Origin of the sequence: Pistricoccus aurantiacus (genome assembly GCF_007954585.1) — a bacterium.
Taxonomy (GTDB): domain Bacteria; phylum Pseudomonadota; class Gammaproteobacteria; order Pseudomonadales; family Halomonadaceae; genus Pistricoccus; species Pistricoccus aurantiacus.
This window is the reverse complement of record NZ_CP042382.1, coordinates 2,661,507-2,674,994: the sequence shown is the minus strand read 5'-3', so window position 1 is coordinate 2,674,994 and position 13,488 is coordinate 2,661,507. Positions and strand designations below refer to the sequence as shown.

Here is a 13,488-nt window from a genome sequence, read left to right as displayed (position 1 = left end):
ATCAGCTTTCGCTTTCCTGTTCGCTTCTTGATGAGGGTGTTTCACTGGTTTCACCGGGGCGGCTCCCCCGAGGGCGATTGTGGCGCTGCTTGTCGACCCGCTTGCCTGCGGCCTGGTCATCGTCCGATTCTTTCTGACGACTCTCGTTCTGGCGATCCCTGTCTCGATCGTGTTCGTCGTCGGTTTCGCGCTCTTCCGAATGGTCTTCTTGACGCCAGACCATGGCATCCTTGAGATGCACTTCCCGGGTGGGGAGTGCGAGTTCCGCACCATTTTCGTGCACGATATCCGCGATTCGCAGCATGACGTCCTGCTGAATGTCCTGGTGCTCCACCCAGTCGGTGGTACTGCTGAAGGCATAGCAGAACAGATTCAGCGAGTAGTCGTCATAGTGTTTGAAATTGACCAACATGAACTGGTTGGTATCGATGGAGTCATGGTCCTCCAGCATCTCGCGAATGGCCTTGGTGATATCGCGCACCTGTCCGATATCCTCGTAGCGCAGGCCAATGGTCTGGTAGATACGCCAGTTCTTCATGCGAGAGGGATTCTTGACGATGATATTGCTGAACAGGGCGTTGGGCACATAGATGGGGCGAGAATCGAAGCAGCGGATGCGCGTCAGGCGCCAGCCGATGTTTTCCACCATGCCCTCGATATCCCGGTCCGGCGAACAGACCCAGTCTCCCACTAGAAAGGGCTTGTCCAGATGCACCGCCAGGCCGCCAAAGAAATTGGCGATCACGTCCCGGGCAGCGAAGCCGATCAGGATGCCTCCCAGGCCTCCGACAGCAAGCAGATTGGAAGGGCTGACCCCCAGCTGTTTAAGCACCAGGAAACCGATCACGATCAGCAGCGTGGCGCCGACGATCTTGCTGATTACCGAGGCCTGATTGGCATCCATGGGCTTGGCCTTGTGCCCCGCTGGCGGCACGATCAGGCGATATTTGATCCGCGAGGTCAGCCGCAAGCCCACCCAGGCCAGGATCAACAGGTGGAACAGGTTTCTTAGCTCTGTCAGGTGTTGCTGAAGCCATCCAAGGTCATAATGCCAGCTGATGATGGTGGCCACGTAAAGCAGGGCGAAACCCCATATCCATACCCATAGCGGGGTACGTATCGACAAAGCGATGGTATCGTCCCAGCGGCTCTTGCTTTTCTTGAGCAGCGGTACCAGACGCCAAAGCAGCAGGCGCGTCACAAGATCCGCGATTATCGCCAGACCGATAACCAATAATGGCAACAACCACCAGCCGGATACCCCCAACCAGGATTCGAAAGTTTGCTGCCAAGGCGCCAAGAGCTCGTTCAACGTCTCCAGCATATCAGTGCTCGTCATCCAGCCGACGCGGAATTTCTGCTTCCGCCAAGGCTTCGAGTTTGGCATGCACGCGGCGCCAGCGACTCAGGGCAGCAAGCGCATCGAGATCAGGTCTGGCGCGGCCATAGCGCAGTTTGGCCTGCCGCTTGCCGGATACCGATCGACAGACGTTCAGAGCATCAAACGCGGCGGCGCGGTCGTTGCATACCAGCACCATGTCACAGCCCGCTTCCAGCGCCTTGCGGACGCGACTCGCCGGATCTCCCGCCACGCCGGCGCCGGCCATGGAGAGATCGTCGGAAAATATCGTTCCCTTGAAGCCAAGCTCTTCCCGAAGCAGCCCCAGCCAAGAGCGGGAAAAGCCCGCGGGTTTTTTGTCGAAATCCGGATACACCACGTGGGCCGGCATGATGCCGTCCAGTCGCGAAGCCAACTGCTCGAAAGGCACCATGTCCTGTGCCCGCAGCTCGGCGAAAGGCCGGGGGTCCACCGGTAGCTCAACATGGGAATCCGCCGCCACTCCGCCGTGACCCGGGAAATGCTTGCCGACGCTTGCCATGCCGGCTTCCTTCAGACCGGCGATAAAGGCGCCGCCAAGCGTTGCCACGATTTGCGGGTCGCTGGAAAAACTGCGATCGCCGATCACCGTCGAGCTACCGCTGTTCACATCCAGCACCGGAGCAAAGGAAAAATCCAGACCGCAGGCGGCCATTTCCATGCCCAGCAGCCAGCCGGCATCCTGACAGCACTGAGTCACCCGCTTGGAATCTTCCTCGTACCCCGCCGCCAGGCGCGCCATGGAAGGCAGTCGCGTGACGCCGATCTTGAGACGTTGAACCCGACCGCCTTCCTGATCGATGGCCAGGAGTATATCCGGGCGTATCTTGCGCAGTTCCACACTCAGTTCGCGTACCTGATTGGCATCCTTGATATTGCGGGCGAACAGAATGACGCCACCCACTTCAGGACGCTCAAGCAACTCGACTTCCTGCTTCTGAAGTTCAGGACCTTCCAGATCCAGCATCAGCGGGCCAAGTGGTTGTGTCATTGGTTATCTTCCTTGGCTATCGAGAGTAGAAATTTTAGAGCAAAGCGTCGGCGCTTGACAGCCGAAGCACCGGTGCTTCAGTCATGTAGCCAGACCGGCGTACCCGGCTCGGCCCGATCGAATATTTCCAGCAGCGCCTCGTCCCGCAGGCGTATGCAGCCATGGGAAGCGGGAATACCCATCGGCTCTTGCGGCGGCGTGCCGTGCAGATAAATATAGCGGCGCTGGCTATCCACGTCGCCACCGCGATTGAAACCCGGTTCGAGACCGCACAGCCAGAGGATGCGGGTCAGTACCCAGTCGCGTTTCGGGTATTGTGCGGCCAGATCCGATGAATAGATTTCTCCGGTGGGCCGCCGGCCCCGATAGACCGCTCCCACCGGTTGATTCGCACCGATCCTGGCGCGCACGTAATGCCAGCCGAGCGGCGTTCGGCCGCTGCCGGATTGCTGACCGATACCGGCCTGGCCGCTGGATATGGGAAATGTCTTCATTATTTCATCATCGCGCCAGAGCTGGAGACACTGAGCGCTCAGGTCGATCTCCAGCCAGAGGGCATGATTCGGCGGCAATTCTTCGAGTCGGGGCGTGAACATGTCGACCTCAGCTTGCCGCAGTAAGGCGATCGGACCCGGCGCCCGGCAAGGGCGCCTGCATGGCCGCAACGATCACTGGACGCATGCGACGGATCAGATCCCTTACGCTGATCCGCTCCGCGTAATCCTTTTCGGCGATATCCCGCAGGGCATCGAGACCGGACAAGGTGAAGATCACCGTGCCCAGCACAAAATGCAGCCGCCAGAATCGCTCCGCATCCGGCAGTTCTGGCGTGGCGCGGCGGATCAATGCGACGAGACGGGTGAAGACATCGCCGTAATGCTCTTGGATGTAGCGCCGCAGATGCCCCTGGGCCTGACTGTAGGCAAGCCCCAGAAGCTTCATGAATATCTTGAGGCTGTTGCGTTCTCCCGGCACTTCGAGCGCCGTTTGCGCCATGGTCTCGAGCAGCGCTTCCAGCGGAATGACTTGCTCGCCGTATTCTTTTTCCAGATTGTCCAGAGCAAGGTGGAACCGCTCGGAAAAAGGATCCAGATAGCGGGCGAATACCGCTTGAATCAGCGACTTCTTGGAACCGAAGTGATAGTTGACCGCCGCCAGGTTGACCTTGGCCTTACCGGTAATGGTACGCAGCGAGGTTTCGGCGAATCCCCGCTCTGCAAACAGGACTTCAGCGGTGTCGAGGATCCGGGTAACGGTATCGATCTGGGCCATGGACCTGTTCCTTACCGGTTTGTAAACGATTGTTTTAAACGTCACGCACTGCTCATGTTGCATGAATGAAAAGAGCAAGCCAACTATTTTCAAACGCTGAATGGTTTTCGTGCAAGGACAACACTTGATTTGAGATCGCCTATTACTGGATGCAATCCCATACTGTATACTTGAACAATAAACGGTAGCCAATTGACAGGGGATATTCGATGACACGCCCACTGACGCCTCGCCAACAGAATGTCTATGACTTTATCGTCAAGACCATGAACGACCTGGGCTATCCGCCGACTCGGGCGGAAATCGCTCGGGCGCTGGGTTTCCGCTCTCCCAACGCTGCGGAGGAACACCTGAGGGCACTCAATCGCAAGGGCGCGATTCGCATGATCCCCGGCACCTCTCGAGGCATTCGCCTGACTGCGCAGGAGGCCACCACGGAACCTCAGGGCACAACCACGGAGGCAGCTCCAACGCCGCAGGAGGGTCTGGCAATCATCGGCGAGGTGGCGGCGGGCAGCCCGATTCTGGCGGCGGAACACATCGATCGCTACTGTCCCTTGCCTCCGGACTACTTCACGCCGCGAGCGGACTACCTGCTGCGGGTGCGCGGGCTTTCGATGCAGGATATCGGCATCCTCGAAGGTGATCTTCTGGCGGTTCATCGCACGGAGCATATTCGCGACGGTCAGATCGTGGTGGCGCGTCTCGAGGACGAGGTCACGGTCAAGCGTTTCAAACGCCAAGGCCATAAGGTATGGCTGATCGCCGAGAATGCGGATTTCCCCACTATCGAAGTTGACCTGCGTCATCAGGATCTGGAGATTGAAGGCATCGGCGTCGGCGTGATTCGCGGCGGCAATGGCCAGGCGCTGCACTGATATTGCCGGGCTTGCCATGGCGGATATTTCCCGAACCGAACCGACCCAGTCGCAGGTGGCCCGACCAAGCGTGGCCCGACCGAACGCGGCTCGAAAAATCTTGCATGCGGACTGCGACTGCTTTTATGCGGCGGTGGAAATGCGCGACAACCCGGCGCTGGAAAAGATTCCCTTGGCGATCGGCGGCACCGCGGACCATCGCGGTGTCATCGCCACCTGCAACTACCCCGCTCGCGCTTACGGCATTCACTCGGCGATGCCGACGGCCCGGGCACTACGCCTCTGTCCGGAACTGACGCTGCTGCCCGGCGACTTCGACCGCTATCGTCAAGTTTCTCAGGAAATCCAGACCATCTTCCACGAACTGACTCTCAAGGTGGAGCCTCTATCCCTGGACGAAGCCTTTCTCGACGTCAGCGACGTGACACGCTTTCGCGGCAGCGCCACCTGGATGGCCCGCTGGCTCAAGCAGGAATGTCTTTCTCGCACCGGCATCACCCTATCTGTCGGCGCGGCGCCTTCCAAGTTTCTCGCCAAGATCGCCAGCGATTGGGAAAAGCCTGACGGTCTTTTCGTGATTACACCGGAAGAGGTGGACGACTTCGTCACCGCCCTGCCGGTCAAACGTCTGCACGGAGTGGGCCCCGCCACCGCGGCCAAGCTCAAGGCCATGGATATCGAGACCTGTAGCGATCTGAGACGCTGGCCCATTGATGCACTACTCGAACGCTTCGGCAAGTTCGGACGGCGGCTTTACGAACTGGCTCGCGGTATCGATGACCGTGAAGTCCGCGTGGAGCGAGAACGCAAATCCGTCAGCTCCGAGACCACCTTTCATCGTGACCTGCCGGATCTGAACGCCTGCCTCGAGGCGCTGCCGCCTCTGGCGGAAAAACTCGAGGCACGTCTGGCGCGCCATGGTTATCCAGCTCTGGACAGGGTGTTCGTCAAGATACGTTTTGACGATTTCAGCATGACGACGCTGGAAAGCGTGGGCCGGGAGCCCACCGTCGCCGCCTTCGCCGACCTGCTGGAACGCGCCTGGCCCCGAGGCCAACGTCCGGTGCGTCTACTGGGGGTCGGCGTTCGCCTGGTCAACGCCGAAGCCAGGCGCCAGCTGGGCCTGTTCGACGGCGACTGATATAGCCCTGAGTATCTCTGAAGATTACTTGGTGTCGATATAGCGGTGGCTGCTGAAAGTCGCTACCCAATGAGGATGATAGACCAGCAGCAGGCTCAACAGCATACCGGTGATAAAGCCTTCCGACGGCATCAACAGCGGCAAGAACAATGCATAGTCCTGAACCACGTACCAGACCTGAGGATCGCTTGCTCCCAGCCAGACAATCGCTACCGTCACCAGACCGCAGGCGAGGGTCGCGAAGGCACTGCCAAAAAAACCGCAGACAAAGAAAAAAATCGCCAGATTGTCCGGCAGATATCGATCCACCAGACGCCAGACCAGCACCATGACCATCGCCGGCACCACGCCGCTGATCAGTACGTTCACCCCGAGTAGCTCCCAGGCGGTCCTGCCGATCAGTACCATGACCAGATTGATCGCTACATTGATACAAAGCGCCAGCGGCGCCTTGAACATCAAGGTCATCAAGGCGGTGAACATCAGATGCAGGGACAGCCAATCCACCGCCTGAGCGCGCAACTGCCATATCAGCATCACACCGATGGTCGCCGCCATCAGTCGATGCTGAAGCGCGCTATCTTCCAGCAATACTTGCCAAGGACGCTGCCACAAGGCTAGCCCCAGCATCAGCAGGCTGATCAGGGCGCATAGTCCCAGCATCCAAACGGACAGCACGTTTTCCACGAACGTCATGGCAACCCTTTATCCATCGACTCTTCGAGTCATGGTCTTTGCATCATAGTTTCAAGTCGTCGTTTTTGAGCCGCCGTTTTGAACCATAGTCAAGCGACGACTGGTGAATATCAGTTTATCCAATCATCGTGACCCTGAGCACCTGCGCTGTGAGCCTTGCCAGGATTCCCGTATCATGGCCGTCATGCTCATCGACTTTCTGACATCATGACCGACACTCCAACGCACCGTGTTTCGATTCGCTCCCGTGTCCGCCCTGCCCTGCGTTTCCTGCCCTTGGGAGGCTGCGGTGAAATCGGCATGAACCTCAGCCTATATGGCTACGAGGGTCACTGGATCGCCGTGGATTGCGGCATGTCGATCCGCCAGGACCTACCAGACAATCCGCTGCAAATACCCAGTCTCGCTACACTTACCACCCTCGGTATCCGCCCCCAGGCGCTGATCATCACTCACGGCCATGAAGATCATATCGGCGCGGTGCCGTGGCTTTGGCCACACTGGGGCTGCCCGATTCTCGCTACCCCTTTGGCGGCGGCGTTATTGCGCTCGAAGTTCGTCGAGCATGGCCTTGCCAGCAAGGCAATTCAGATCGTCGAGCCGGGCGAAGCGAGAGAAAGTGGGCCTTTTGCACTGCGCTATCTACCCATGACTCACTCGATCCCGGAAAGTTGCGCCCTGCTGCTCGCCACTCCTGGCCAACGCCTCCTGCATACCGGCGACTGGAAGCTCGATCCACAGCCGTTGATCGGCGATCCAGTGGATTCGGCGCTGTTTCGTGCTCTAGCGCCAGTGGATCTGCTAGTAGGTGACTCCACCAACGCGCCTCAGCCCGGTCATTCTCGCAGCGAGGGCGAAGTCGCCAAGGCCATGGAACGTTACCTGTCCGAGTGCCAGGGCCGCGTGGTGGTATCCTGCTTTGCCAGCAACCTGGCGAGAGTGCTTGCCATCGGACGGGCCGCGGCGCGCTGCAATCGGCGCCTAAGTCTGATGGGGCGCTCCATGGAACGCATGGTGGGTATCGCCAGAGGACTAGGCTATCTGGAGGATCTTCCGCCGCTCGTGCCGATCAGCGACCTGGGCTATCTACCCCCGGAAGAGGTTCTGGTGATTGCCACCGGCAGCCAGGGCGAACCCCAAGCTGCCCTATCACGTCTAGCCCAAGGGCGGCATCAGCATTTTGAGTTGATGCCGGGCGATCATGTCATTTTCTCCGCCAAGGCCATTCCCGGCAATGAGCGGTATATCGAACGGCTGCAGAGAAACCTGCTGCGGCTCGGCGTCACTATCGCGGATGAAAACGAACACCCACAGTTGCACGCTTCAGGGCACCCGGCTCAGGAAGAGTTGGAAACGCTATATCGCTGGGTAAAGCCTCGCCGATTATTACCGGTACACGGCGAGGCTTTTCACCAGCAGGCCCATTGCGATCTCGCCGTTAGCCTGGGTATCGAAGCGCCATTGATTCCCCTCAACGGAGACATGATTCGTCTTGAAAGCGAAACACTTGAGCGCGAAGCCCATTATCCTCAATCGCCCTATATCATCAAGCGGGATGGCATGGTTGCAACGCCGGGCTCGGTACCGCTGGGCAACGCTCAAACTGATCCAGATTCTCTCAATCCCGATACGCTCAATAGCGATACAATAGAAAAGCCATGACTCGATGGACCAGGTTGAATAGAAAAAGGCGAACATGATGTTCGCCTTTTTATTATCTACAGTTTCGCAGCGTGTAAGATCGCTGATTGCCTCAAGATTGACTGGCATTCTTGGGAGGACGTCCACGGCGACGCTTGGGCTGCTCCGGTACCAAATCGTCCAGTGATAAACCCGCGTCGGTAATCGCCTCACGAATTTCCGCAAGCTTGCGCTCCTTCATCGCCTCTTCTTCGTGTCGCTGCTGTTCTTCCTGCTGCTTCTGTTCGATAACCTCGCCGATCACTTCGGAAAGTTTATGCAGCTGTTCCATGCTGAGTTGTCGTGCCGCTGCACGGGCAACGTTCTTGTTACGCGCGATACGCTCTAGCGATTCAGAAGACATCGACTTACTCCATAGCCAAGGGTAAAGAATAAAACCGTTATACTTTTCTCGAAAGTATATTCAGTTTATTCAGATTGGCAAGAAATGATATGGAATAAACAACAAAAACCTCCTTACTGGGTAAGGAGGTTTTATCGAAAAGAGGCGCAGTAATGAAGAAGACAATATAAGCGATAATTCAACCGCCGGTCATATTCATGAAGCGTACTACCTGAACATCACCATCCGTCGTAAAGTAATGACGCTCGGGCTTAAGCGGCATGGCATCGATAATACGTGTCTTGAGTGCTTGCATATCACCGGGATAACGGCGCAACACTTCACGTAAATCCACGGAATGTTCATTGCCCAGACAAAGCAGCAGACGCCCTTCCGCGGTGACGCGAACCCGATTGCAGCTGGCGCAGAAGTTATGGCTATGGGGAGAAATGAACCCTACCAGGCTGTCGCTGTCCGCCATGCGATAATAACGCGACGGGCCCAAAGTGTTGGTGGTGGTGGGCGTCAGGGAATGGCGAGTAGCGATGGTGTCATGCACCTCGTCGCTCGAACAGAACGTTTCCGCTCGCGAATGATCGGACACGTCTCCCAAGGGCATTTCCTCGATAAAACTGATATCGAGATGCTTTCGACGAGCGAAGTCGACGAGGTCGAGAACCTCGTCGTCATTGCGACCCTTGAGAATCACCGCGTTGAGCTTGATTCTATCGAAACCGGCTTCTTGAGCCGCATGAATACCGTCGATCACTCTGGCGAGATCCCCGGTGCGGGTCAGACGCTTGAAGCGCTCTGGGTCGAGAGAGTCCAGGCTGATATTCAGTCGTCCCATGCCGCCCTCGTGCAGCGCCTTGGCATGCTTGCGAAGCCCGGCACCGTTGGTGGTCATGGCGAAGTCCTTGAGCCCGGGCAATCCGCCGATCCTTTCGACCAGATCGTCGATTCCTCGACGCACCAGCGGCTCGCCGCCGGTCAAGCGAATTTTTTCCACTCCTAGCTCGACAAAGGCCTGGGCCACCATGGAAAGCTCTTCCAGCGTCAGCACCTGAGCCCGAGGCAAGAAGGTCATCTCTTCGCTCATGCAATAGACGCAGCGGAAATCACAGCGGTCGGTGACCGAAATACGCACGTAGCGTACTCGTCGTCCGAAATCGTCGATCAGGGTATTGGTATTCATGACGTCTCCCAACGCTTGGCATCCTGCTGGTCCGTTGCTCTTTCGGCAACCCAATAATAGCCACTGGCGGTATGCTCTTTTTTCCAGAAAGGCGCCCGGGTCTTGAGATAATCCATAATGAAGTCGCAGGCTTCGAACGCCGCCCGACGATGTGCGCTAGCCACGACCACCAGCACGATGGGATCGCCAGGTTCCAGTCGCCCGACACGATGAATAAGCCTGGCATCTTGTAGCGTCCACCGGGCATGAGCCGCGTCGACGATAGCCCCGAGGGCACGCTCGGTCATGCCTGGATAATGCTCCAAGGTCAGCGCGGTAACATCCGGTCGTTCGTTGAAGTCCCGCACCAGGCCGGTAAAACTGACCACGGCGCCGATATCCCGGCGCCTGGCCAGTAGCTCTCGCTGCTCCTGACCCGCATCGAAGGGTTCGTACTGGACTCGAATCATGGTTCAGCCTCCGGTCACCGGCGGAAAGAATGCGATTTCGTCGCCGTCCGTCAGAGGCGTGTCCGCGCTTCCCATGACCTGATTTATCGCACATAGGACACGTGGCTGCTCGAGGCGTTCAAAACGCGGATCGATCGCCTTCAGCGCCGCTTTCAGCCCTGCCACGTCTCGAGACGGCAGATCATCGAAAGGCACGTCGAGATCACTGACGCCAAGCTGCTCGCGCAGTTCCGCCAGGCATTTGACGTGCACGCTCGGCACCTCGTTGCCAAGAGGCAGCCCGATCCTGCCTGAAGAAGCAGCGGCAGCGACGATGGTATCGGCGGCGGCGCGTCGGTAATCACCGGATTTACCACCTTGCTTGGTCTCTAGCTGGATATTGCCGATCTGCATCTCCTTGTCTACCGCCTTGCACATATCGTAAAGAGTCAGACAAGCCACACTCACCGCGGTCAACGCTTCCATTTCCACCCCGGTGCGCCCGTTCAGGCGACATCGCGCGAATACTTCGATACAGGATTTTTCATCGTTGAGATGAAAATCGATCTCGACTTTCGATAGCGCCAACGCATGACACAGAGGAATCAGTTCGTGGGTGCGTTTTGCCGCCTGAATGCCAGCAATGCGCGCGGTTGCCAGGACGTCTCCCTTGGGTAAACCGCCCTCGCTAACCAGCGCCAGGGTTTCCGGGCGCATGAGAATATAGCCGCTGGCTAACGCCTCGCGTCGGCTTTCGGGTTTATCGGCGATATCCACCATGTGGGCTTCGCCGCGGGCATTGAGATGGGTCAAGCTCATGACGATTACCCTCGCTGAATCGCAATAATAATCAAAAAAGTTCGTTGAACGGTTGCAAGGCTACCACTTGGTCCTTTTCCACGCCGGTCTGATCCGCGCGGATTTCAATCAGGCAGTTGGCCGCGGTCATCGAAGAAAGAATACCCGATCCCTGGCGACCGGTACTGCGCACCCGAAGTCTGCCTTGCTTATCGCAATGATAGATGCCGCGCAGGAAGTCCACCCTGCCTTCGCGACTTTTCAGAGGTTCCTCCGCCAGAGCCCAGAGCCTCGCGGGGCGCCAATCCGGCTGGCCCTGCAGCCGACGCAGCATCGGCTGAACGAATTGAAGAAAGGTCACCATGACCGCCACGGGATTGCCGGGAAGACCGAAGAACGGTACCCGCCGGCTTCCCAGCCGACCGAAGGCCAGAGGACGCCCTGGCCGAATGGCGATACGCCAGAAGCCCAGCTCACCGATGGTTTCCAGGGCCGACTTGATCCAATCCGCGTCCCCTACGGAAACCCCACCGCTGGTAAGCACCATGTCCACTGCGGTTTCCGGCGAATTCGCTGCGGCGCTCAGCGCTTTCATCATGCGTTGGGGGTCATCCGCCAGAATGCCTAGATCGATAACCTCGCAGCCCAGACGATTCAATAAGCCATGCAAGGAAAATCGATTGGCATCGAAGATGCCCGCGGCGGGCAACGGCTCGCCGGGAGCGGTGACTTCATCACCGGTGGAAAAGATTGCCACCCGCGGGCGACGATGTACGGGAACCTTGGCCACGCCGAGAGAAGCCAGTAGCCCCAGGTGCTGCGGGCCCAGCCGCGTGCCCGCGGACAAGGCGAGTTCGCCACGCTCGAGATCCTCGCCGGCCTGACGCACGTGTTGGCCGGTCTTGACACTTTTCGCATGCTCGATAATGACTCGGCGGTTGCCCGCCGCGTCTTCGTATTCACGCAGCTGCTCGCGCATGATGACCGTATCCGCCCCTCGGGGCAGCGGCGCGCCGGTGGTGATGGCGATCGCTGCCTGCGGCGGCACTTTATCGGAGAAGCCATGTCCCGCCAGCGATGTGCCGACCAGGCGGTAGTCGGTAGCGGCGTCATCGCCCCAGCTCAGGGCAATGCCGTCCATGGCCGCGTTGGTATTCTGCGGTACGTCGATAGGCGACAGCAGATTTTCCGCCAGCACTCGGTCGCATAGCTGTGCCAAGGGGACGAGTTCGCTGGCCAATGGCGGCGGCGCCATTTCATCGAGCGCCGCGAGCGCCTCTTCCACGGACAACATGCGCTCGCCGAGGTCGAAGCAGGAAAGTGTCATCAAAACCTCCTGAGTAATAAGTGTCTGGAGTGCTTCAAACCCGACGTGGCCCGCGCCGGCTCGCCCAGCGTTCCGGCCAGGTGGCGACCCAGTTCGCGATGGCGTCGATATCGTCAAGCCTCAGAGCCGTCACATCCTTTGGCAGTTCGAGAGACTGGGGGCTGGCGACCGCGTGAATCCAAGGATCTTCCCAGGCGCGCAGCGTCTTTCCTACCTCCTGGCGGTACAGTTCGAGCTTGGGCAGCGGCCACTGCTTGAAGCCTTCCACCAGCACCAGATCCGGCGCCAGCGGCCGCAGCATTTCGATCAATGCCGCCAGATCCGGCTCCCCCCGCTCCGAAGTGTTCATCATCAAGGCCACCCGCGCTCGCGAGGCAATCAGCATCGGGGCGGCACCGGCCTCCCGCAGCCGATGGCTATCCTTGCCGGGCTGGTCGATATCGAAACGATGATGGGCGTGCTTGATCACCGCTACCTGAAGGCCACGATCCTTGAGCCGCGGCAGCAGGTTTTCGAGCAGGGTGGTCTTGCCGGTACCACTCCAGGCAGCGATACCCAGCAGCGGCAAGGTTTCCCGAGAAAGGTCCAGTCTCATCTCAGGCGTCGCGACAGCGCTCATGATGCCTCTTCGCCGGGGACGATCCGGCGTTCCAGCAACTGCTTTTCATCGAAGGTATTGAGGTTGGCAAACGCCTCGGGGCAGTCGCTGAAATCCACCGAGCGCCAGGCATGACGGTCATACCAGCGGTCGATCTTGCGTTCTCCCGCCGCCAGCGACGCGCCGAGGTCTTCCGCCAGATCGCGGCGAATCAGTGCTACCACCGGATGCAGCCGTTCACCGTCGTGAGCGACGGCGATATCCGCCTTTCCCAGCCCCTTCACGAGGCGCGACACCAGATCCACCGGCAATAGCGGACTATCACAGGGCACCACGATTACCCAAGGGGTGGTGGCCGCGCACAGCCCGCTCCAGATGCCCATGAGCGGCCCTTGATAACCCCCTTCCCGGTCCGTCACGATTCGATCGCCGAAATCTGCGTATTCCTCTCTGTGGCGATTGATGTTGATCAGCACCTCCGCCACCTGGCCTTCGAGGCGCTTTCGCACTTGGGCAATCAGCGGTCCGCCAGCAAAGGACACCAGGCCTTTATCACGCCCTCCCATGCGTCGTCCCTGGCCGCCAGCCAGAATCAAGCCAGTCAGTCGATCCGGCGTCATGATATTTCCTGTTAACGTGAAAGGCTTCAAAAAAACAAGCCTATCAATTTGCGCGGTAAGAACATCTTAACCGAAATGGCAAATCAACTCATCCGCGCGGATTCGTTGGATTGGCGCTGAGCGCGCAGCGCTTGATCTGATGC

15 protein-coding genes are annotated in these 13,488 nt (G+C 58.7%); 3 read left to right on the top strand and 12 right to left on the bottom strand.

All coding sequences use genetic code 11. The features are described from left to right. Position 1 precedes the first annotated feature (1 nt). The 4 genes from FGL86_RS12620 to FGL86_RS12605 all read right to left on the bottom strand — a co-directional run bounded on the left by FGL86_RS12620 (position 2) and on the right by FGL86_RS12605 (position 3,641). The gene (locus FGL86_RS12620; protein ID WP_186764403.1) at positions 2-1,324 is read right to left on the bottom strand and encodes a mechanosensitive ion channel family protein; all 1,323 of its coding nucleotides are present in this window, start codon (positions 1,322-1,324) and stop codon (positions 2-4) included. A 1-nt stretch (position 1,325) separates the two neighbouring features. Next, positions 1,326-2,369: a beta-N-acetylhexosaminidase gene (nagZ, locus tag FGL86_RS12615; protein WP_147184879.1), complete on the bottom strand. Its 1,044-nt coding sequence runs from the start codon at positions 2,367-2,369 to the stop codon at positions 1,326-1,328. A gap of 77 nt (positions 2,370-2,446) precedes the next feature. Beyond that, positions 2,447-2,965 carry a L,D-transpeptidase gene (locus tag FGL86_RS12610; protein ID WP_147184878.1) on the bottom strand — a complete coding sequence of 173 codons (519 nt, stop codon included), beginning with the start codon at positions 2,963-2,965 and terminating at the stop codon, positions 2,447-2,449. A 7-nt stretch (positions 2,966-2,972) separates the two neighbouring features. Beyond that, positions 2,973-3,641, bottom strand: coding sequence for a TetR/AcrR family transcriptional regulator (locus FGL86_RS12605; RefSeq protein WP_147184877.1), 669 nt, complete (start codon positions 3,639-3,641; stop codon positions 2,973-2,975). A gap of 209 nt (positions 3,642-3,850) precedes the next feature. Between FGL86_RS12605 and lexA the strand changes: the two genes are divergently transcribed. Both lexA and dinB read left to right on the top strand, forming a co-directional pair. Next, a complete protein-coding gene (gene lexA, locus FGL86_RS12600) occupies positions 3,851-4,519 on the top strand; it encodes a transcriptional repressor LexA (protein ID WP_147184876.1) in 669 nt (222 codons plus the stop codon). 139 nt (positions 4,520-4,658) lie between these two features. Further along, the gene (gene dinB / locus FGL86_RS12595) at positions 4,659-5,660 is read left to right on the top strand and encodes a DNA polymerase IV (protein WP_246131802.1); all 1,002 of its coding nucleotides are present in this window, start codon (positions 4,659-4,661) and stop codon (positions 5,658-5,660) included. 24 nt (positions 5,661-5,684) lie between these two features. Here the strand turns inward: dinB and FGL86_RS12590 are convergent, their stop codons facing one another. Beyond that, positions 5,685-6,356: an energy-coupling factor ABC transporter permease gene (locus FGL86_RS12590; protein ID WP_147184875.1), complete on the bottom strand. Its 672-nt coding sequence runs from the start codon at positions 6,354-6,356 to the stop codon at positions 5,685-5,687. Between the two features lie 300 nt (positions 6,357-6,656). On the opposite strand from FGL86_RS12590, the gene FGL86_RS12585 reads away from it, so the two are divergent. Beyond that, positions 6,657-8,018, top strand: a complete 1,362-nt coding sequence (locus FGL86_RS12585; RefSeq protein WP_147186193.1) for a ribonuclease J — start codon at positions 6,657-6,659, stop codon at positions 8,016-8,018. Positions 8,019-8,109: 91 nt separating this feature from the next. On the opposite strand, the gene FGL86_RS12580 is transcribed toward FGL86_RS12585, so the two are convergent. The 7 genes from FGL86_RS12580 to mobA form a co-directional block, all read right to left on the bottom strand. Beyond that, complete coding sequence (locus FGL86_RS12580) at positions 8,110-8,400, bottom strand: H-NS family histone-like protein (RefSeq protein ID WP_147184874.1); 291 nt, start codon at positions 8,398-8,400, stop codon at positions 8,110-8,112. A gap of 178 nt (positions 8,401-8,578) precedes the next feature. Next, entirely contained in the window at positions 8,579-9,574 is a 996-nt protein-coding gene (gene moaA, locus FGL86_RS12575) for a GTP 3',8-cyclase MoaA (protein WP_147184873.1), read from the bottom strand. Beyond that, positions 9,571-10,023 (bottom strand): molybdopterin synthase catalytic subunit MoaE, encoded by a 453-nt coding sequence (moaE, locus tag FGL86_RS12570; protein ID WP_147184872.1) that lies wholly within the window; start codon positions 10,021-10,023, stop codon positions 9,571-9,573. The genes moaA and moaE overlap by 4 nt, the downstream gene beginning before the upstream one ends. Before the next feature lie 3 nt (positions 10,024-10,026). Further along, positions 10,027-10,821: a cyclic pyranopterin monophosphate synthase MoaC gene (gene moaC / locus FGL86_RS12565; protein WP_147184871.1), complete on the bottom strand. Its 795-nt coding sequence runs from the start codon at positions 10,819-10,821 to the stop codon at positions 10,027-10,029. A 31-nt stretch (positions 10,822-10,852) separates the two neighbouring features. Continuing rightward, on the bottom strand, positions 10,853-12,127 hold the full coding sequence (gene moeA / locus FGL86_RS12560; RefSeq protein ID WP_147184870.1) for a molybdopterin molybdotransferase MoeA: 1,275 nt from the start codon (positions 12,125-12,127) through the stop codon (positions 10,853-10,855). Positions 12,128-12,161: 34 nt separating this feature from the next. Further along, the gene (mobB, locus tag FGL86_RS12555) at positions 12,162-12,746 is read right to left on the bottom strand and encodes a molybdopterin-guanine dinucleotide biosynthesis protein B (RefSeq protein WP_246131619.1); all 585 of its coding nucleotides are present in this window, start codon (positions 12,744-12,746) and stop codon (positions 12,162-12,164) included. Next, positions 12,743-13,345 (bottom strand): molybdenum cofactor guanylyltransferase MobA, encoded by a 603-nt coding sequence (gene mobA / locus FGL86_RS12550; RefSeq protein ID WP_147184869.1) that lies wholly within the window; start codon positions 13,343-13,345, stop codon positions 12,743-12,745. Before mobA ends, mobB begins: the two co-directional genes overlap by 4 nt. Positions 13,346-13,488: the final 143 nt, after the last annotated feature.

Coding starts and splice junctions, on each gene's coding strand:
- FGL86_RS12620 (WP_186764403.1), bottom strand. CDS start 1,324: ATGCTGGAGACGTTGAACGAGCTCTTGGCGCCTTGGCAGCAAACTTTC.
- nagZ (WP_147184879.1), bottom strand. CDS start 2,369: ATGACACAACCACTTGGCCCGCTGATGCTGGATCTGGAAGGTCCTGAA.
- FGL86_RS12610 (WP_147184878.1), bottom strand. CDS start 2,965: ATGTTCACGCCCCGACTCGAAGAATTGCCGCCGAATCATGCCCTCTGG.
- FGL86_RS12605 (WP_147184877.1), bottom strand. CDS start 3,641: ATGGCCCAGATCGATACCGTTACCCGGATCCTCGACACCGCTGAAGTC.
- lexA (WP_147184876.1), top strand. CDS start 3,851: ATGACACGCCCACTGACGCCTCGCCAACAGAATGTCTATGACTTTATC.
- dinB (WP_246131802.1), top strand. CDS start 4,659: ATGCGCGACAACCCGGCGCTGGAAAAGATTCCCTTGGCGATCGGCGGC.
- FGL86_RS12590 (WP_147184875.1), bottom strand. CDS start 6,356: ATGACGTTCGTGGAAAACGTGCTGTCCGTTTGGATGCTGGGACTATGC.
- FGL86_RS12585 (WP_147186193.1), top strand. CDS start 6,657: ATGAACCTCAGCCTATATGGCTACGAGGGTCACTGGATCGCCGTGGAT.
- FGL86_RS12580 (WP_147184874.1), bottom strand. CDS start 8,400: ATGTCTTCTGAATCGCTAGAGCGTATCGCGCGTAACAAGAACGTTGCC.
- moaA (WP_147184873.1), bottom strand. CDS start 9,574: ATGAATACCAATACCCTGATCGACGATTTCGGACGACGAGTACGCTAC.
- moaE (WP_147184872.1), bottom strand. CDS start 10,023: ATGATTCGAGTCCAGTACGAACCCTTCGATGCGGGTCAGGAGCAGCGA.
- moaC (WP_147184871.1), bottom strand. CDS start 10,821: ATGAGCTTGACCCATCTCAATGCCCGCGGCGAAGCCCACATGGTGGAT.
- moeA (WP_147184870.1), bottom strand. CDS start 12,127: ATGACACTTTCCTGCTTCGACCTCGGCGAGCGCATGTTGTCCGTGGAA.
- mobB (WP_246131619.1), bottom strand. CDS start 12,746: ATGAGCGCTGTCGCGACGCCTGAGATGAGACTGGACCTTTCTCGGGAA.
- mobA (WP_147184869.1), bottom strand. CDS start 13,345: ATGACGCCGGATCGACTGACTGGCTTGATTCTGGCTGGCGGCCAGGGA.